Annotated in this window: 16 protein-coding genes; 9 read left to right on the forward strand and 7 right to left on the reverse strand. The window is 66.3% G+C overall.

Annotation, left to right across the window (positions count from 1 at the left end; genetic code table 11):
- Nucleotides 1–171 precede the first annotated feature (171 nt).
- The 3 genes from AC07P1_RS10830 (at nt 172) to AC07P1_RS10840 (ending at nt 4,306) form a co-directional block, all read left to right on the forward strand.
- Nucleotides 172–1,122 carry a 2-hydroxyacid dehydrogenase gene (locus AC07P1_RS10830; RefSeq protein ID WP_494695807.1) on the forward strand — a complete coding sequence of 317 codons (951 nt, stop codon included), beginning with the start codon at nt 172–174 and terminating at the stop codon, nt 1,120–1,122.
- Between the two features lie 90 nt (nt 1,123–1,212).
- The gene (locus AC07P1_RS10835) at nt 1,213–2,832 is read left to right on the forward strand and encodes a methyl-accepting chemotaxis protein (protein ID WP_494695808.1); all 1,620 of its coding nucleotides are present in this window, start codon (nt 1,213–1,215) and stop codon (nt 2,830–2,832) included.
- A 91-nt stretch (nt 2,833–2,923) separates the two neighbouring features.
- On the forward strand, nt 2,924–4,306 hold the full coding sequence (locus AC07P1_RS10840; RefSeq protein WP_494695809.1) for an MATE family efflux transporter: 1,383 nt from the start codon (nt 2,924–2,926) through the stop codon (nt 4,304–4,306).
- Nucleotides 4,307–4,345: 39 nt separating this feature from the next.
- Here AC07P1_RS10840 and AC07P1_RS10845 read toward each other — a convergent pair whose 3' ends face one another.
- The 3 genes from AC07P1_RS10845 to AC07P1_RS10855 form a co-directional block, all read right to left on the reverse strand.
- Nucleotides 4,346–4,756, reverse strand: coding sequence for a hypothetical protein (locus AC07P1_RS10845; RefSeq protein WP_315216597.1), 411 nt, complete (start codon nt 4,754–4,756; stop codon nt 4,346–4,348).
- Nucleotides 4,757–4,766: 10 nt separating this feature from the next.
- Nucleotides 4,767–6,008, reverse strand: a complete 1,242-nt coding sequence (locus tag AC07P1_RS10850; protein WP_494695810.1) for a hypothetical protein — start codon at nt 6,006–6,008, stop codon at nt 4,767–4,769.
- Between the two features lie 265 nt (nt 6,009–6,273).
- A complete protein-coding gene (locus AC07P1_RS10855; RefSeq protein ID WP_494695811.1) occupies nt 6,274–10,050 on the reverse strand; it encodes a CHASE domain-containing protein in 3,777 nt (1,258 codons plus the stop codon).
- Between the two features lie 199 nt (nt 10,051–10,249).
- Between AC07P1_RS10855 and AC07P1_RS10860 the strand changes: the two genes are divergently transcribed.
- From AC07P1_RS10860 to AC07P1_RS10875, 4 genes are read left to right on the forward strand one after another with little or no spacing between them, the layout of a single operon-like run.
- On the forward strand, nt 10,250–10,666 hold the full coding sequence (locus tag AC07P1_RS10860) for a DUF2141 domain-containing protein (RefSeq protein ID WP_494695812.1): 417 nt from the start codon (nt 10,250–10,252) through the stop codon (nt 10,664–10,666).
- A 12-nt stretch (nt 10,667–10,678) separates the two neighbouring features.
- Nucleotides 10,679–12,172 (forward strand): carotenoid oxygenase family protein, encoded by a 1,494-nt coding sequence (locus AC07P1_RS10865; protein ID WP_494695813.1) that lies wholly within the window; start codon nt 10,679–10,681, stop codon nt 12,170–12,172.
- Nucleotides 12,169–13,359 (forward strand): sensor histidine kinase, encoded by a 1,191-nt coding sequence (locus AC07P1_RS10870; RefSeq protein WP_494695814.1) that lies wholly within the window; start codon nt 12,169–12,171, stop codon nt 13,357–13,359. The genes AC07P1_RS10865 and AC07P1_RS10870 overlap by 4 nt, the downstream gene beginning before the upstream one ends.
- A gap of 20 nt (nt 13,360–13,379) precedes the next feature.
- Nucleotides 13,380–14,138, forward strand: a complete 759-nt coding sequence (locus AC07P1_RS10875; RefSeq protein ID WP_363496440.1) for a LytR/AlgR family response regulator transcription factor — start codon at nt 13,380–13,382, stop codon at nt 14,136–14,138.
- Between the two features lie 136 nt (nt 14,139–14,274).
- Here AC07P1_RS10875 and purT read toward each other — a convergent pair whose 3' ends face one another.
- Both purT and AC07P1_RS10885 read right to left on the reverse strand, forming a co-directional pair.
- A complete protein-coding gene (gene purT, locus AC07P1_RS10880; RefSeq protein ID WP_494695815.1) occupies nt 14,275–15,486 on the reverse strand; it encodes a formate-dependent phosphoribosylglycinamide formyltransferase in 1,212 nt (403 codons plus the stop codon).
- A 30-nt stretch (nt 15,487–15,516) separates the two neighbouring features.
- Nucleotides 15,517–16,266, reverse strand: coding sequence for a DUF481 domain-containing protein (locus AC07P1_RS10885; RefSeq protein ID WP_494695952.1), 750 nt, complete (start codon nt 16,264–16,266; stop codon nt 15,517–15,519).
- A 155-nt stretch (nt 16,267–16,421) separates the two neighbouring features.
- Between AC07P1_RS10885 and AC07P1_RS10890 the strand changes: the two genes are divergently transcribed.
- Complete coding sequence (locus AC07P1_RS10890; RefSeq protein ID WP_494695816.1) at nt 16,422–16,823, forward strand: hypothetical protein; 402 nt, start codon at nt 16,422–16,424, stop codon at nt 16,821–16,823.
- A 47-nt stretch (nt 16,824–16,870) separates the two neighbouring features.
- On the opposite strand, the gene AC07P1_RS10895 is transcribed toward AC07P1_RS10890, so the two are convergent.
- Together AC07P1_RS10895 and AC07P1_RS10900 are read right to left on the reverse strand one after the other, a co-directional pair.
- Nucleotides 16,871–17,920 (reverse strand): GGDEF domain-containing protein, encoded by a 1,050-nt coding sequence (locus AC07P1_RS10895; protein WP_494695817.1) that lies wholly within the window; start codon nt 17,918–17,920, stop codon nt 16,871–16,873.
- Between the two features lie 140 nt (nt 17,921–18,060).
- Nucleotides 18,061–18,519 (reverse strand): Lrp/AsnC family transcriptional regulator, encoded by a 459-nt coding sequence (locus tag AC07P1_RS10900; RefSeq protein ID WP_494695818.1) that lies wholly within the window; start codon nt 18,517–18,519, stop codon nt 18,061–18,063.
- Nucleotides 18,520–18,644: 125 nt separating this feature from the next.
- On the opposite strand from AC07P1_RS10900, the gene AC07P1_RS10905 reads away from it, so the two are divergent.
- On the forward strand, nt 18,645–18,905 hold the full coding sequence (locus AC07P1_RS10905) for a hypothetical protein (protein WP_494695819.1): 261 nt from the start codon (nt 18,645–18,647) through the stop codon (nt 18,903–18,905).
- The last annotated feature ends 9 nt before the right edge of the window (nt 18,906–18,914 follow it).

Below are 18,914 nucleotides of genomic sequence, written 5' to 3' on the forward strand. Positions count from 1 at the left end.
TGCAGTGATAGGGCATGGATGTTCAAATCAGGGCATTCTCCCGGCAAGTGATTATCAGCATACGGAATAGCCGGCCGAAAGTCCATGCTTGCGGCGCGAATTCGCCGCCGCTTGTACAATCGCCGTCAGCACCGCCTTACAAGGAATTACCCTCTCTATGAAACCGTCGCTATGAAACCTCAATTACTGGTGCTGGCCGCCAGCCCCTCCGCCGCCGTCATGGAACAACTGGACCTCCACTTTCAATGCCACCACGCCTGGCGCCAGCCGCGCGAGGCGCAGCCGGATTACATACGCGGCGTGGCCGCCGGTGTGCGCGGCCTGCTGACCACGGGCGCGATCGGCGTCGGCCCGGCGCTGCTGGAGCAGTTGCCGGCGCTGGAAATCGTCGCCGTCAACGGCATCGGCACCGACGCCGTGGCGCTGGAGGCGACCCGCGCGCGCGGCATTGTCGTCACCAATACTCCCGGCGTGCTGACCGACGACGTGGCCGATCTGGCACTGACGTTGTTGCTGGCGGCGGCGCGGCGCCTGCCGGCGCTGGACCGCTACGTGCGCAGCGGCGCCTGGGAGGCGGGCCAGCCGCTGGCGCCCACGCGCGCCCTGCGCGGCAAGGTCTGCGGCGTGTTCGGCTTCGGCCGCATCGGCCAGGCGGTGGCTGCGCGGGCCGAGGCGTTCGGCATGCGCACGTTGTACTTCCAGCCGCGCGCGATCGCCGGCGTGGCGCAGGAGCGCAGCGCCTCCCTGCTGGAACTGGCGCGGGCGAGCGACTATCTGGTGGTGTGCGCGCCCGGCGGCGCTGCCACGCGGCACGCGGTGGACGCGCAGGTGCTGGCGGCGCTGGGGCCGGAGGGCACGCTGGTGAATATCGCGCGCGGTTCGCTGGTGGACCAGCAGGCGTTGATCGCGGCGCTGCGCGAGGGCGTGTTGGGGATGGCGGCGCTCGACGTGTTCGACGACGAGCCACGCGTTCCGGCCGCGCTGCGCGGGCTCGATAACGTGGTGCTGGCGCCGCACGTGGGCAGCCTGACGGTGGAGACCCGCCACGCGATGGGGCAACTGGTGGTGGATAACCTGCTGGCGCATTTCGACGGGGGCGCGCTTCCCACTCCCGTCGTATAAATTGCCGTGTGGTAATTAAGGCGTCATATTCGTCGCGTATAGTGATTAATGTCGGTGTTATAACATTAATTACTCGGAAGAACTGTCGCGATGAAACTCCCTCAATTGAAAACCGGCGCGCGCGTGCTGGCGTCGTTCGCCATGCTGCTGTTCGCGATGGGCTGCATGTCGGCCGTGTCGCTGTGGCGCCTGCAGTCGGCCAACGACACCGCGTCCAACCTGGTCGATGAAAAACTGGCCAAGCAGCAGCTGACGTCCGAGCTGCTGGGCGTGGCCGAGCTCAATGGCTTGCGGGCGATCTCGATCGCCCGCAGCGACAGCCTGGAAGTGGGCGACATCTTCCACGCGCAGTTGGTCGCCGGCGAAAAGGTGGCGGCGGGTATGGATCGCCAACTGGCCGCGATGCCGGCCGACGGCGTCGAGCACGAGCTGTTGGTGGCCGTCGGCGCCAGGCGGGCGGCGTATCAGGCAGTGCGCGCAGACCTGTTCAAATTGAAGGACGGCGGGCGGATACAGGAAGTGAGCGACTTGCTCGACACCGGCCTCGGCGCCGCTTTCGGCGCCTACACCGGCGCGCTGCAGAAACTGCTGGCGTATCAAACGCAGGAGGCCAGGACGATGGCGGCGCTGTCGGCCAGCCAGTACCAAAGCAGCCGCGCGCTGCTGATCGGCCTTGGCTTGGCGACCTTGGCGCTGGGCGCCGTGCTGGCGTTGATGCTGACGCGCAGTATCGTGCGTCCGCTGACGCGGGCGGTGGCGCTGGCCGAACAGGTGGCGGCCGGCCAGCTGCACGTCGTCATCGAGCATGGGCGCGGCGACGAGATCGGCCAACTGTTCGACGCGTTGAGCCACATGACCGGCCGCCTGGCCCACACCGTCGGCCGGGTGCGCGACGGCGCGGTGGCGATCGACTCGGCCTCGCGCGAGATCGCCAACGGCAACATGGATCTGTCGCGCCGCACCGAGCATCAGGCCGGGGCGCTGCAGGAGACCGCGTCGGCGATGGTGCAACTGACGTCGGCGGTGCGCGAAAACAGCGGCAACGCGCGCCAGGCCAACGCGCTGGCCTTGTCGGCGTCCGAGGTGGCGGAAAAGGGCGGCAAGGTGGTGTCGGAAGTGGTGCGGACGATGGCCGGCATTAACGACTACGCGCACAAGATCGTCGACATCACCGGCGTGATCGACAGCATCGCCTTCCAGACCAATATTCTGGCGTTGAACGCCGCCGTCGAAGCGGCGCGCGCCGGCGAGCAGGGACGCGGTTTCGCGGTGGTCGCTTCCGAGGTGCGCAACCTGGCGCAGCGTTCGGCGGCGGCGGCCAGGGAGATCAAGAAGTTGATCAACGACTCGGCCGAGCAAATCGCCAGCGGCAGCGCGCTGGCCGAAAACGCCGGCGCGACGATGGACGAAATCGTGCTGAGCGTGCGCAGGGTCACCGCCATCATGGCCTCGATCAGCACAGCCAGCGCCGAGCAGGAACACGGCATCGGGCAGGTCACCACCGCCATCGGCGAGATGGACGGCGTCACGCAGCAGAACGCCGCCCTGGTGGAGGAAGCGGCGGCGGCCGCCGGCGCGATGCAGGCGCAGGCGAAAGAACTGGCGCAACTGGTGGGCTCCTTCCAGATCGACGCCACGACGCGCAAACCACCGATGCCTACGAAATCCGGCGTCCATCGGATCCACGTAGGGCGGATTAGCGCAGCGTAATCCGCCACGCATGCGTTGCGGCGGCCCATCCACTGGCCGATATTGCTGTAAACTAAGGGAGCCCAGCACTACTAACTCTCCCGAACCATCCATGTCCGCTCCCAAATCCCCCTCCGGCACCCCGCCCATGTTCAACCTGGCGTGGCCGCTGCTGGTCGAACTGGGATTGGCGATAGGCGCCGGCGTGGTCGGCACCGCGCTGGCCTCGCGCATCTCGGACGCCGCCGGCGGCGCCTTCGCGATCGCCAGCCAGGTCTCGGCCACCCTGTTCATCCTGTTCCGCATCATCGGCGCCGGTGTCAGCGTGGTGGTCACGCAAAATCTCGGCGGCGGCCAGCGTGACGCCGCCGACAAGGTCGCCCGCGCGGTGGTCGGCGCCAGCACCTGGCTCGGCGCGGTCGCGGCGCTCGCCGCGCTGGTGGGCGCCAATGGGTTGCTGCACCTGCTCAACGCGCCGCCCGAGGTCTTCCCGCTGGCCGCGCCGCTGTTGATGGCGCTGGCGCCATCGCTGTTGTTCGACGCCTGGAACGCTTCCATGGCCAGCGTGATGCGCGCCCATCTGCGCACGCGCGACACGCTGCTGGTGCTGATCGCCATGCACGCCAGCCACCTGGCGCTGGCCATCCCGCTGATGTACGGCTGGGGCCCGGTGCCCGCCATGGGCCTGCCCGGATTCGCGGCGGCGTTGGCGGTCAGCCGCGCCATCGGCCTGGCGCTGCACCTGTGGCTGTGGCGCATCCACCTCGGCGTCACCCTGGTGCGCGGCGACTGGTGGCGCTTGCCGCGCCGCGAGCTGGCGGCGGTGCTGCATATCGGCCTGCCCGGGGCGGCCGAGAATATCGCCTACCGCCTGGCGTTCATGTTCAGCGTGGCGACGGCGGCGCAACTGGGCGCCACCGCCCTGGCGACCCAGGCCTACGTGCTGCAGTTGATGGGCGGGGTGATGATGTTCAGTATCGCCACCGGCCTGGCGGTGGAGATCGTGGTCGGCTACCTGATCGGCGCGGGCGACCTGCGCGAGGCGCACGCCGTGGTGCGGCGGGCGCTGAAAATCGGCTTGGTGGCGTGCGTGGTGATCGCCGCCGCCGCCGCGCTGGCCGGGCGCTGGCTGCTGGGATGGTTCACGCAGGACCAGCAAATCATCGACGCCGGCATCGCGCTGTTGTGGATCACGGTGCTGCTGGAGCCGGGCCGCACCTTCAACCTGGTGGTGATCAACGCGCTGCGCGCGGCCGGCGACGCGCGTTTTCCGGTGATGGCGGGCGCCTTGTCGATGCTGCTGGTACTGGCCGGCGGCAGCTGGGTGCTGGGTGTGGTGCTGGGCTGGGGCCTGGTCGGCGTGTGGATCGCCTACGTCGCCGATGAATGGATACGCGGCTTGATCATGTGGCACCGCTGGCAAACCCACGCGTGGGTGCCGCACGCGCGGGCCTCGCGCAAGCGGCTGCGGCCCGTGATCGTGGTCGAGGGATGAAAAAACCGCCCGGATGCGGGCGGTTTTTATCGCGCGGTTTTACTGCACGGTGAGGATCACCTTGACCGTGTCGTCGACCTGCGATTTCTCGATATAGCCGATGGCGCTCGGGTCGGCCGCCACGGCCTTCTTCACTTCGGCGCTGGAGGCGTACTCCTTGGGCGCGCTGGCCTTGCCGGTGAAGACCAGCTTCGACCAGATGGCCTTGACCTGCGTGGCGTCCTTGTCCAGCACCTTTTTATAGAACTCGTTGCGCAGCGCGCCGTCGGTGTGTTCGATGGGCGTGAACAGGGTCGATTTACCGAGGAAGAACTGGCCCGCCTGTTCGCTGAACATGCGCGTGGCGGGGTTCTTCGGATTGACGATCACCACGATCTCCGCCGCGAACGAAGGCGCGGCGAACGCGCAGACACCCGCCGCCAGCAGCAGCTTGCCGATAGTCGTTTTCATGTGGCTCTCCTTAGAAGACGAAATCGATGGCGGCGGCGTAGACGGTCACGGATCTGCCGTTGAAGCCGGGCTTGACGTTGATCAGGGTGCCGTTGCCGCCGCCCTTTGGTTTAAGGCGGTCGACCTGCACCTTCAACGCCGCCGATTTATAGAAGTCCCAGCGGATGCCGACGGCGTCGCTCGATTGTTCGCCGCCCTTGATCGCGCCGTTGAGCCCCGCCACCAGGCCGGCCAGCGGGCCGGTGGTGGGCAGCGATGAGAATTCGCGGATGCTGTCTTGCTTGACGTCGCCGTGCACATAATAGGGCACGAATTTTCCGTAGCGGTAGCCCAGCATCGCGTACCACGAAGTGGTATCTGGCACGAGGCGGGTATCGGTCTTACGCACGCCGTATTCGGCCTGGGCGATGATGTTCTTGTAGTCCATGACCAGGCCCAGCGAACTGAAAGTGCCCTTGAAGTCGATCACGTCCAACTGGTCGTCGATACCCAGGCGGGCCGCCTTGGCGGCGCCGACCAACTGATCGAGCCCTTGATTATGGATGCTGACGTTGGCCTGCGCATGGCCGATGCGGTAGGTGAAGGGACCATTTTCGAGCGACACGTAGGCCGCGACCGTGCCGACGTTCGAGACGGTGCCTGGAGTCTTGGATTTGGCCGTTCCGGCGGCCAGTTGCGCCGTCACCGTGCTGTCGCCGTAACCGTGCTGGTAGAGGATGTCGCCGCCGTTGATGGAGTCCATCGGCACCTGCGCGTAGACCTCGGTCGGTGGGCGCAGCATCGTGTTGGCATAGCCGACGTTGCGCACGTCCGAGATCATATAGATCGGCGCGGCGATGCGGCCGAGGCGTACGCTGAAATCGTCGTTAATCTTGTACTTGGCGAACGCCCATGCCAGCGTGCCTTTGTACTCGTCGTATTCCCCGCGTTTGAGCACCAGGCCCTGCGCGGTAAAGGACAGATTGTCGCTGTATTTGGCCGTGGCCTGCACGCCGAAGTTGGAATCGACGCCGGTGCGGAAGTCTTTGCCGGCGCCGGAGGCCTGGCTGACGCGGCCGAACTCGGCCAGATCGGTGTTGGTCCTGGTGAGCGCGCCGGTGCCGAATCCGCTGATGGTGATCGGCAGGCCGTCCTGCGCGTAGGCCGTGGCGCAAAAGGCGCCGAGGACCGCCAGCGCCATCAGCGACTTCATCGCGGGAGTGAAAACTGGGGTGCTGGCTAAAGTGCGGTTTGCAAGCCTGGTTTGTTTCATCGTGTTCCCTCCGGTGGTTGTGTCTGGACGTCTTGGCTGTCCTGATCGTCTTTTTTAGTGTGGCTCGGAAGGCGTTGATTTGGGTCAAATTTATACGGAAATGTCACAATTTCGTTGTTCATGGGCAACGACTTGCAATATGGGATCGCTATCATGTGACACAAACGGCAAGCTTTCCTAAGCCATGTCTGTGATTTTCGGCACGTCCGCCGGCGCCGGGCGCAACCGGGTCATGACACAAAGTCGGCGGCAGGGGGGAGGGGTGTCAGCGCGCGTCGGGGCGCGGTGTCGTGGGCAGGTTGCGCACGATGGCGCGCAGCATTTCCTCGACGTCGATCGGCTTGGCGATGAAGTCGTTCATGCCGGAAGCGATGCATTGTTCGCGCTCCGAGGCCATCACGCCGGCGGTCATCGCCAGCACGGGCAGCGTCAGTTTCAGTTCGGACCGGATCAGGCGGGTGGCCTCGAAACCGTCCATTTCCGGCATCTGCACGTCCATTAAAACCAGGTCGTAGCGGTGCGACTCTGTGCGCAGCAGGTCGACCGCCTCGCGGCCATTCTCGACCGTGTCGATGATGGCGCCGGCGTAATCGAGCATGCTCTTGGCAACCAGCTGATTGATCGGATTGTCCTCCACCAGCAGGATGCGCGCACCGTCGACGCGCAGGCCGGGGGGCGGTCCCGAGGCGGGCGACTGCGCCGCATCGGCGGCGGACCCGGAATCCGGCGTCGCCGGAGCGCCGGCATTTTCCGATTTTTCCTTGTCCGCCGCCGATGTTTCGCGCGCGGCGCGCGCCAGCCGCACGGTATCGTGCAGGCGCTGGCCGGTGACGGGTTTGAGCAGCACCGCGTCGGCGCTTTGCGCGCCGTCGGCGAGCAGCAGCTTGCCCTGGCCGAAGGCGCTGACCATCAGGACGATGGGCGGCGCGCCGGGGTCGGCGGCGCGTATCGCCGCCATCGTCGCCAGGCCGTCCATGTCGGGCATGTTCCAATCCACCAGCACGGCGCCATAGCGGCCGGCGGCCCCGCGCAGCAACGTCAGCGCCTGCTCGCCCGAGCCGGCGCAGTCGCAGCGCCAGCCTTGCGCGCGTATCGTTTTGTACAGATAGCGGACGCTGACGGGATCGTCGTCGACCACCAGCAAATGCTGCGCGGGCAGGCCGGCCGCATCGTCGGCCGCCGGCGCGTGGGCGCGCAGCATGGGCACCGTCAGCACGAATTCGCTGCCGACGCCCGGCGTGCTGCGTACCTCGATCGCGCCGCCCATCAAGGCGGCGATGCGGCGCGAGATCGCCAGTCCCAGGCCGGTGCCGCCGAAGCGGCGCGTCATCGAGGCGTCGGCCTGGGAGAAGGGCGCGAACAACTGCGCCAGGCTGTCGGCCGGGATGCCGATGCCGCTGTCGCTGACGGTGAAGCGCAGCGTGGCCGCGGCGCCAGCCGCCGGGTTGACGCCGGCGGCGCCGGCCACCAGTTCCACCAGCACCGCAACCGAGCCTTTTTCGGTGAACTTGATGGCGTTGCCGACCAGGTTGACCAGCACCTGCTGCAGCCGGTGGCCGTCGCCGAGCAGCGCCTGCGGCACGCCGGGCTCGATGCCGATGGCCAGCTCCAGGTCCTTCTCGCCGCCGTTGACGGTCATGATGTTGGCCAGCGTCTCCAGCACGGCGCCGAGCTGGAACGGCGCCGGCGACAATTCCATGCGGCCCGCCTCGATCTTGGAGAAGTCCAGCACGTCGTTCAGGATGCCGAGCAGCGAGTTGCCGGACGTCCGTATCATCTCCAGGTACTTTTGCTGGTCTGCCGACAGCGGTGTGTTGCTCAGCAAGTGCGTCATTCCCAGCACGGCGTTGAGCGGGGTGCGGATCTCGTGGCTCATGTTGGCCACGAACTCGGTCTTGGCGCGGCTGGCCGCTTCGGCCAGGTCGCGCGCGGCGATCAGCGAGCCTTCCGACTCTCTCAGCGCGCCCGTCATTTGCCGCGCCAGCGCGGTGGCGTAGACGTGGCGCGCGGTCAGCGCCCGCACCACGCCGAAGAACAGCAGGCTGATGATGACGCCGGCCAGCAGCACGATGTGCGATTTCTGGCGGTCGATGGAGCGCTCGAAGGCCGGCAGCGACGTGAAACGCAGCGTCCAGCGGTGCTGCAGCAGCTCGAGCGGCATCTCGCGCGCGAACGGATTGGGATAATGCAGGCGGTCGTTCTCGGTGCGGTCGGCGGCGCTGGCGTACAGGCGCGCCCTGGCGTCGGCCTCGTCGCCGTCGAAGATCTCCAGCCGGATCGCGTGCGCGCCCGCGTGGTTTTCCGCCTGCCCGCCGGCGCCGAGCAAGTCGCGCATCAATTCCTCGGCCAGGATAGGGCTGTAGGCGTAACCCTGCAGCGCCGCCATGCGCTGCTCCGGCGTCGCGCCGGCGGACAGTCCCGCCTGTTTGCGGTAGACCGGAAAATACATGAGGAAGCCCGGCTGGTGTCCGTCCCTCGCGCTCTGCACCAGTTCCACCTTGGCGCTCAGCGCCGGCATGCCCGAGCGCGCGGCGTTGCGCAGCGCCACCTTGCGGATTGGTTCGGAAAACATGTCGTAGCCGAAGGCGCGGCGGTTGCGCTCGTCGAAGGGCTCCAGGTACAGCACCGCCACCGAGGCCGGCGGCGGGGGCGCCGCTTGCGTCGCATCGAGCGACCAGACGCGGAACTCCGGATAGCCCTCCTGGCGCACCTGGCGCTCCAGTGCCGCGCGCTGGTCGTGGCGCAGGAAAATCCCGTAGCCCAGCCCCATCACGCCGGGGAAGTTGTTTGGCAGGTCAAGGCCGGCGGCGAAGTCGCGCCACTGGGTGCGCGTCGGCTCCTGCTCGGCCTTGAACAGCGCCTGGGCACCGCGCAATCCCGATTCGTAAAGGGCCATGCGCTGGACGATGCCGCGCGCGATCTCGGCGGCCTCCGCGTCGAACCGTTCGCGCGCGCGCCGTTCGGTGTCCACCGCCACCAGGTGCCACACCAGAACCGTCAGGCCCACCCCCAGCAGCAAGGTCGCCCATTGCGCGGCGCTGTGTTCCCGCACGTTCGTCTGCAGCCGTTTGCGTTCGCTGGCGTCGGCGCTCAGCACCAGGCCGATCAGGCTGCACAACACGATGAAGCTGTCGAGCGAGATCAGCGCGTCGTTGAGGGTGCCGGCGGCGAAGGGACCGAGGCCGTTGACGGTGCCCAGCACCGCGCCGGCGGCGGCGCACATGTACACGGCACTGGCGCCGCGCAGGCCGTAGCGGTAGGACGCCCAGGCCACGCACAGCACGAACACATAGGGCAGCCATCCGAGGTGGTCGTCGGGCGAATAGGCGCGGAAGAAGACCATGGCGATCAGCGCCAGCAACGCCGCCAGCGACAGCGCCACCTCCAGCACGCCAGGCCAGCGCCAGGCCAGCGACCGATCCATCCGCCAGACGACGATCGCCGGCGTCACCAGCAGCACCCCGGTGGTGTCGCCGACCCACCAGGTCAGCATGACGGTGGCGTAGGCGTCGGCGCCGGCCAGGCCAAAAAGCACCAGGGTGGTGGCGCCGATGCCGGCGCTCACCAGGCACATGGCCATGGCGACCAGTGCGAACTTGTAGACGTTCTGCAGCTGGCCTATCGGTTGGGTGGCGTCGGCGTAGCGGCGTATCAGCCAGGCGCCCGCCAACGCTTCGAGGGTGTTTCCGATGGCGATGGCGCAGGAGGCCAACGCCACGGCGCCGCCCAGGGGCAGGCCGTTGGCGTGGAAGGTGGCGAGATTGGCGGCGAAAGCTCCCAACATGATAGCCGGCCAGGCGCGGTAGCCGAGCAGCAGGATGGCGGCGAAGGCGATGCCGGACGGCGGCCAGACGGGGGTGGCGTTGGTGTTGGCGAAGGCCAGCAGCAGGCTGGCGCGGGCCACCAGCGCGTAGCAAAGCGCCAGCAGCGCAAGCCCGAGTAGCCGTTTTGGCGTGTTGGGCGCGCCGGCTTCCCCGGTCCAGGCGGAGGCCAGGGAGCGCTCGGATGCGGCCGGGGAATCCGTATCGTGACCTACGCGCATGGCAGCATGTTCTAGTTATCGGAATGGCACACGGCCACTATATCGTATTTACATCCGGGTTTGCGCGTTTCGCGCCGCCGGCATGCATTTCGCGCCGTTTGCGCGCCGTTCGTCGCACCGGCCGCCGGCGCCGGTCGCCTCCCCCTAGAGTGGAGTCGTGATTCCACCACCCTGACCAACCTTGCCAACGGAGCCCGACATGACACGCCAGACCGCGACAGCCATCCTTGCCTTCCTCTTCACCGCCACCGCCGCCAGTGCGGCCGACCTGACCATCGCAGTCGATGGCGTGGCCAGCGCCGATGGCAAGGTGATGGTCGCTATGTACAATTCCGCCGATGCGTTTCGCGGCAAGCCTTACCGGGCGCTGATGGCCCCGGCGACGGCGGGCACCGTCACGTTGAAGTTCACGGAGCTGCCGGCCGGCGACTACGCCTTCGCGGTCTATCACGACGCCAATGGCAACGGCAAGCTGGATATGAACGCCGCTGGCATGCCTGTCGAGGACTACGCCTTCAGCAACAACGCCATGGGCAAGCGCGCCGCGCCAAGCTACGAGGACGCGCGCTTTCAGTTGCCGGCCGGCGGCGCCGCCGTCAGCGTCAACCTGCGTTGAGAGGGGACTCCGATGAGCCAACGCCGTCAATTCCTTTCCCGTGGCATCGGCCTTGCCGCCCTGGGGGTGTCCGCCGGACCGGCGCTCGCCGATAGCGAGACCTCCCGCCGCTTCCACCAGGCGCTTGAGCGCGATCCGCGTCTGTCCGTATACGCCGATACCAGCGGCGAAATGGCAGGCGTCGCAACGATGTCGGGCCGGATGCCGCCGGACTTGAACGGTGTCTTCTACCGCAACGGGCCGGGACGCTTCGAGTTGGGCGGCGAGCGCTATCACCACTGGTTCGATGGCGACGGCTTTGCCCAGCGCTGGCAAATCGGTGGCGGCAAGGTCGTTCACCGTGGCCGGTTCGTGGCGACGAAAAAGTTCGAGGACGAGAGCCTGGCGGGCCGCTTCCTGTACCCGGCGTTCGGCACCCAAATCGAGCGCCGGGCGGTGAAAAACAATGACAGCGTCAACGTCGCCAATACCAATCTGCTGCCGTTCAACGGCGCCGTGTACGCGCTGTGGGAGGGCGGCTCGGCGACAGAACTCGATCCGGAGACACTGGCCACGCGCGGCGTCAAGACCTGGCGCGCCGATCTGAAGGCCATGCCTTTCTCCGCCCATCCGAAAATGGACCCCGACGGCGGCGGCCTGTGGAACTTCGGCAATCCACCTGGCGGCGACCGGCTAATCATCTACCGCCTGAGCGCCACCGGCGAGGTAATGCGCACCGCCATGGTGCCGGTGCCCGGATTGAACATGGTGCACGACTTTGTCGTCAGCGGGCGCCATCTGATCTTCCTGGTGCCACCGTACGCCATGCGCGCCGATGCCGGTCTCAGTCTGGCAGAACGGCTGCGATGGGACGGCGGCGCCCGGCCGCTGCGCGCGGTCGTGATCGACAAGAATACGTTGGAACTGCGCCAGGTGTTCGAGTTGCCCGCGCGTTCCGTCTTCCATCTCGGGAACGCGTTCGAGGACGGTGCGTGCACGCGGCTGGACGCTGTGCTGCACGAAGGCGACATCCTGCCCGACCCCGCGCTGCCGATGCGCGGGGACATGCGCGAATACCGCGAGGCGCGCAGCAGCACGGTGCAGATCACGCTGGACTATGCCAGCGGCCAGGCGCGCGAGGCGCGGCTGTTCGGCGTCAGCGAATTCCCGCGCGTGGCGCCACAGGTGGTGGCGGCGCGCCACCGCAGGTTGGCGGTGCTCGGCGCCGACGGCGTCGGCAAGGATCTGGTTATGAATACCGTCAATCTGATCGACACCGACAGCGGCAAGGCGGATAGCTATGCCTTCGGCGCCGGCTGGCAAGTTGAGGAGCATGTGCTGGTGCCCCGGCGCGGGGCGCGCTCGGAGACCGACGGTTATCTGGTGGGCGTGGCGCAGGACACGCGGCGCGGGCAGACGGTGCTGACGGTGTTCGACGCGCACAACATCAAAGCCGGTCCGAGGGCGCTGGCGCGACTATCTTATCGCGCGCCGGTTTGCTTTCATGGTAACTTTCTGGCGACATGAATACCACTCACGACACCATCACGGGCGGCAAACCGCATCCGATCGCGCATCCGCTCGAAGTCATCCCCTTTTTCCGGCGCTGGCCCCACTCGGTGCCCCGCAACGTCATCTACACGGTCATCTTCAGCTGTGCGGTGGCGCTGGTGCTGACGGCGGTCGACATGGCCGGGGGAGCGAGCAGCCAGAGGCTGCGCAGCGATTTTCCTACCACGCTGGTCATCTCCAATTTGATCGGTGGGCTGGTGTATGGCGGGATGCTGGCGTTGAATCGCTCGCTGGACGGGTGGGTGGCCCGCCTGCGCGGTGCCCGGCGCATGCTTTTCTACGTGGCGCTGATGTCGGTCAGCGTGCCGTTTGGCATAGGACTCGGGAATCTGCTGATGAGCAGGGCCGATCCCCTGATGGTGCTGGGCCAGCGCGGCGTGTGGGTGTATTCGCTGGCGACGGGGGTGATGGTCGCCGGTTTCATGTACCTGGTCCATCGGAGCGGGGAACGGCGGATGCAGGCGGCGATGGCGGCGGCGCGCAGCAATGAACTGATCGCATCGAGCCAGCGGCTGCTGGCCGAGGCGCGCCTGCGCGCCTTGCAGGCGCAGATCGAGCCGCACTTCCTGTACAACACGCTGGCCAACGTGGTCGGCCTGATCGGCACCCAGCCGGCGTGCGCGCAGCATATGCTGGAACGATTCATCGACTACCTGCGCGCCAGCCTGGCGGCCAGCCGCGGCGACCAGGCGACCTTGGCCAGCGAGGCGGTTTTGCTGGCGGCGTATCTGGATGTGCTGGCGGTGCGCATGGGCGACCGGCTGCGCTACCGCATCGACGTGCCGGACGATCTGCGCGGCTTCGCGATCGCGCCGATGCTGCTGCAGCCCGTGGTGGAGAACGCGATCACCCACGGCCTGGAGCCGAAGGTGGAGGGCGGCGAGATCGCCATCAGCGCGCGCGTGCTGGGCGACCGTGTGTGCGTGGAGGTCAGCGACACCGGCGCCGGCCTGGCCGGCCAAGGCGCGGGGTCGAGGAAGCAGGGCGGCGGCGTGGGCTTGAGTAACCTGCGCGAGCGCCTGGCCAGTTTGTACGGCGGCGCGGCTCGGGTAGAATTACTGGAAAATCAACCTTGCGGCGTGACGGTACGCCTGATGCTGCCTTTGAATGCGAGTCCGACATCGATACCTTCCGCGCCCTGATAGCCGACGACGAAGCGCACCTGCGCGATTATCTGGAGGGGCAACTCAACGCAGTGTGGCCCGAATTGCGGGTGGTCGCCAAGGCGGCCAACGGACTCGATGCGCTGCGCCTGATCGACGAGCAGGCGCCCGACGTGGTGTTCCTGGATATCCGCATGCCGGGCATGACAGGGCTCGACGTGGCGGCGCGGCTGGTGGCGGGGAGCAAGCCGCCGCACATTGTGTTCGTCACCGCGTTCGACCAGTATGCGGTGGAGGCGTTCGAGCATTCGGCGGTGGATTATTTGTTGAAGCCGGCCAGCCTGGACCGCTTGACGAAGACGGTCGTGAAGTTGAAGGCGGCCTTGCGGGCGAGGCGCGAGGCGCCGGCGGCGGGCGGCGTGACGGCGGCCGCTTTGCAGGCCTTGTTGGCGCAACTGGGTGGCGCGGTGGCGGTGGCTCCCGCGGTGGCGGAGCCGCTGCAGTGGATACGCGCTTCGCAGGGCGATCAGACGCGCCTGATTTCGATCGACGAGGTGGTTTATTTCCAGAGCAATGACAAGTACACGAGCGTGTTTCTGGCCGATGGCGAGAGTTTGATACGCACGCCGATCAGCAAATTGCGCGAGCAGCTCGACGAGCGGCAGTTCTGGCAGATACATCGTAGTGTGATCGTCGCGGCGCGTCATGTGGCGGGAACCCGGCAGGATTTTCGCGGACGCTTGATGGTGCAGCTCAAGGGGCGTAGCGAGCAGCTGGTGGTGAGCCGCAATTACGTGGATTTGTTCAGGCAGATGTAGAGAAATTCTAAAACACGTAGGGCGGATTAGCGCAGCGTAATCGGCCATGCATGCGCCGCCAGCGGCTCATCGATGGCCGATTACGGCGTGCCGCCTAATCCGCCCTACGTGTCCATGTGGTCACGCGGGCGTCGCCTTACTTGGCGACGACCGGCTTGACCTTGGCCGCGGCTTCCTTGGCGCGGGCGCGCGCCGTTTCCACGTCGTCCGCCGTCGCCAGCGCCACGCCCATGCGGCGGCGCGCGAACGATTCCGGTTTGCCGAACAGGCGGATGTCGCTGCCCGGCACGCGCAGCGCTTCGGCCACGCCTTCGAACGCGATGCCGGCCGCTTCGTGCTGGCCGTAGATGACGGCCGAGGCGCCCGGCGCCTTGAGCGCGACATTGACCGGCAGGCCCAGAATCGCCTTGGCGTGCAGTTCGAATTCGCTTTGCACCTGCGTCGCCATGGTCACCATGCCGGTGTCGTGCGGACGCGGGCTCACTTCCGAGAACCATACCATGTCGTCCTTGACGAACAGCTCGACGCCGAACAGCCCAAGGCCGCCCAGGTCGGCCGTCACCTTGCCGGCGATGTCGCGCGCGCGTTCCAGCGCCACCGGGTCCATGCGGCATGGCTGCCACGATTCGACGTAGTCGCCTTGCACCTGCACGTGGCCGATCGGTTCGCAGAACTGCGTTTCCACCCGGCCGTCGGCGCCGATCGAGCGCACCGTCAGCAGCGTGATCTCGTAGTCGAAGTCGATGAAGCCTTCGACGATGACGCGGCCCGAGTCGACCCGGCTGCCGGCGGCGGCGTAGTCCCACGCGGCCTTGACTTCGGCGGCGCTGTCGATCTTCGACTGGCCTTTGCCCGACGACGACATGACAGGCTTGATCACGCAGGGGAAGCCGATGGCGGCGGTGGCCGCCTCCAGTTCCGCCAGGCTGCTGGCGAAGCGGTACGGCGACGTCGCCAGGCCGAGCGTCTCGGCGGCCAGGCAGCGGATGCCTTCGCGGTTCATGGTCAGCTGCGCGGCGCGCGCGGTGGGGATGCAGGTGATCTTGCCGGCTTGTTCCAGCGCGGCCAGCGTGTCGGTGGCGATGGCTTCGATCTCCGGCACGATCAGGTCCGGCTTTTCCTGCTCGATCAGCGCGGCCAGCGCGGCGCCGTCGGTCATGTTGATGACGTGGGCGCGGTGCGCGACCTGATGGCCGGGCGCGTTCGGATAGCGGTCGACGGCGATCACTTCCACGCCCAGGCGCTGCAGCGCGATGATGACTTCCTTGCCTAGTTCGCCCGAGCCGAGCAGCATGACTTTGGTGGCGGTGGGGGACAGCGGCGTGCCGAGGATGCGTGGAGTGTTCATGGTTGGTTCAGGAAAAAGAAAGTAAAGGCGTCAGAAAGAGTAGACCAGGGTCACGGAGGTTTGCGTGTCGGTGTTCTTTTTATCGTCGGGCACGTTGGTGTCGCTGCGGACGCTGAACGCGGCCTTCAACTGCATGGTGTTGTTGATCTTGGTGCGCAGCGACGTTTCCGCTTCCGAGTGCGTGTTCGAGGTGCCGCGTTCGACCATCAAGGTTTGCTGGAACAGGGCGTTTTCGCTCAGGCGCCATTTGAAGTTGCCCGCGCCGCGGATGGTTATGCCGTTCTCGGTCTCGCCGGTGTCGCGCGCGCCGCGGAAGTAGCCAGGACCGATCTCCACGTCCACGGTCTTGGTCTCGGACTGGTAGACCTGGGTGCCATAACCGACGCCGATCGTCGAGTAGCGGATGTAGGCGCCGAACCTGTCGTCGACGTGCGTGGCCAGCGCGAACAGGCGGTCGCGGTCCTGCATCAACTTGTACGCGGCCTTGGCCGACAGCGAATAGCGCTGCGCCGAGCGCTCGCGCACTTTTTCGCCGTCGTTGTTGGTGACCTGCTCGTCCTTGAAGTAGCCGGTGGCGATGTATTCGTTGCTCCAGTCGGGAAGTTCCTGCTTGGAATCTATCTTGCCGGTAACGGAGGTGCCGACAGTATTGCCCGAGGTGGAAATCGCGCCCAGTTCGGCGGAGGTGCTCCAGCCGTAGGGCGGGTCTAGATCGACGGCGGCCGCGTGGCCGCAGGTGAGTGATAGCGCTAGCGCGGGTACGAACAACAATTGTTTCATAGGCATGGGAGGGCGGGGCCGGGCATTGCCGGCGGTGCGTCGTCTTGTACGGAAGAAGCCGCTATTGTACCCGACACCGATTACGTGTGGTTCCGTACAGAGCGGGCCGGTTCAACGGAGGATCATTGCCCCATTAGCTGAACGGGGTAACCATCATGAAGACATCACTGAAACCGACAAAAATGCTGCTGTGCGCCGGCCTGTTCGCCGCCACCGCCTGCGCCACCTCGTTCACCGGCGCCGCCATCAACCGCTGTGTCGACCCGCAGGGCGCCGTGCTGCTGACCGACGCCGATTGCCCGCAGGGCAGCCGCGTCGCCAACGACGAGGCCGTTAGCGACACCGGCGCCGATGGCATCGTCATCAACAGCGGTGTCGAGCGCGTCGTCCCCGGGATTCAGGGCGGCGCCGGTCTGCCGCGCAGCCGCTGGGCCGATTTGCCGCGCCCCTTGGTGCGCAAGGCCGGCGGCACGGATGCGATGACCTTGCAGGCGGCCCGCAGCACGCTGCAGATGCAAGACGAATTGCGCCGCCAGAGCCGCGTGGCGTCGCGTTAATTGGCATGGCCGGCTCGCTCGCGCGGCCGACAAAGCCTGCGCCGGCGTCAGGCCGCTTCGCGCCGATCGGCGGCCACGACGTAGCGGTTTTTACCGGCATGCTTGGCCGAGTACAGCGCCCGGTCGGCATGGCGGTAGCTGACCGAGAGGTCGGCCCCCTTGTCGAATTCGGCGATGCCGATGCTGATCGTGCGCGCCGGCACGCAGGCCGCCCGTACCTCGTCCAGTAGCCGGCCGGCGAACACGCACGCGTCGGCAAGGTCGCCGTGGAAGACGACGCCGAATTCCTCGCCGCCCAGCCGCCCGCACAGGTGGTTGGCGGACAGCTTGCCGATGACGGCGGCGGTTCTTTTCAGCACTTCGTCGCCGGCGTCGTGGCCGAGGGTATCGTTGATTTTCTTGAAGTCGTCGATGTCGATCATCAGCAAGTGCAGCGGCCCCGCCGTTTGCTGGGCGGCGCGGGCGTCGAGGGTGAACTTGCGGCGGTTGCTCATGCCGGTGAGGCTGTCCTTGAACGCCAGCACCGTCAATTCCTTGCGGGCGCGGAAATTACCAACGCGCAATGTCAGAAAAAAAATGTTGAGATAGACGCCGATGCACAGGCTGCCGCCAACGGCGACCAGCGCCAGGTTGAAGTCGAGCTGCCCCGGCTGGCCGGGGAAATTGCCCACGCCGAGGACCAGCCAGATGACGGCGACGGTGGCGACGTAGTTGATCAACCCGCTAAACACCGGCGCCGAGGCCAGCGCCATGGCGATGCCGATCGGCAGCACCCAGAACACCGGATACGCGGTTTGGTCCACTAACAGCCGGAACGCGATGGCGGTGGTCACGGCCCCCAGCACGCCGCTGGCGATCAATTGGCGCAGCGAGCGGGCGCGGACGGTCATCAACAGGCTGGCCAGGATACCCGGCGCACCCAGCAGCACCTTCAGGTGACCATTGCCGTTGGAGCCGAACAGTAGGGTGATCGAGCACAGCCAGGCGATCAGTCCGAAGGCCTGGGTCAGGATGACGACCGGACGGCCCTCGACAAAAAATTGTCGTTGCTGTTCGGGATCGCCGATGAAATAGGAGTAGGCAAAAAGTTTTCGCATGCGCGTTCGCATATAATTTCCCAAGAGTATAAATCTTGTGCATCGGAAAAAATAGTGATTTTCGTGTAAATGTAGGCGAAATCGCAGGAGTTGCTTAAACTTATCAACAATTACTTAAATGCAATTACCTCGCCGGCGCCTCACGGCGCGACCGAATAAGTGCGTTTCAAGCAGCGCAGCACAAAGGTCGAGCGGCTGTGGCGCAGCCCCGGAAGCTTGTATAGTTTGCGGCGCAGGAACTCCTCGTAGCCTGCCGTTCCGGCCACCGCCACCTTGATCAGGTAGTCGTATTCGCCGGTCAGCAAATAGGCTTCCATCACCTCCGGCAGCTCGGCCAGCGCCTTGCCGAACTTGTCGAAGATGTCGTCGTCGTGGCGATCCAGCGTGACCTCGATGATGACGGTATCCGGATAACCCAGCGCCGTCTGGCTCAGCAGCGCGGTGTAGCCCTCGATCATGCCGCCTTCCTCCAGCGCGCGCACGCGGTTCCAGCACGGCGTGGTCGACAGGCCGACCTTTTCGGCCAGCTTGGTGTTGCTCAGCCGGCCATCCTGGCGCAGCTCGCGCAAGATGCGGCGATCGATCTCGTCGATTTCCATGTTTTGCTCCCGAAAAGATGAATATTCCATGGATTTTACATGTTCCGGGATGATGTTCTTGGAAAGTGGCGGAATCGGGGAAATTCCGGAAGCCTATTTCGCCCCGTTGTGGATATTCTGATGGCATGAATACCACACAGAAAAACTATCGTTTTTGCATCGAGCCGGATGCGCCCATCGCCACGCTGGAGGCGGCGCTGGCCGTCGTGCGCCGCCTCGGCATCGAGTTGCGCGGCCTGCGTACGACCGCCGGCGCCCACGGGCTGGAGGTGCATCTGCGCCTGGCCGCGCCGGAGGAGGATCCGCTGGTGTTGTGCCGCATGCGCCTGCACAACGTCATCGGCGTGCAGGCGATCCGCGAGTCGCCGCCGTCCGGGCCGCTGTGAGCCCGTATG

The sequence above is a fragment of the Duganella sp. GW821-FHT07F09 genome (assembly GCF_059418705.1).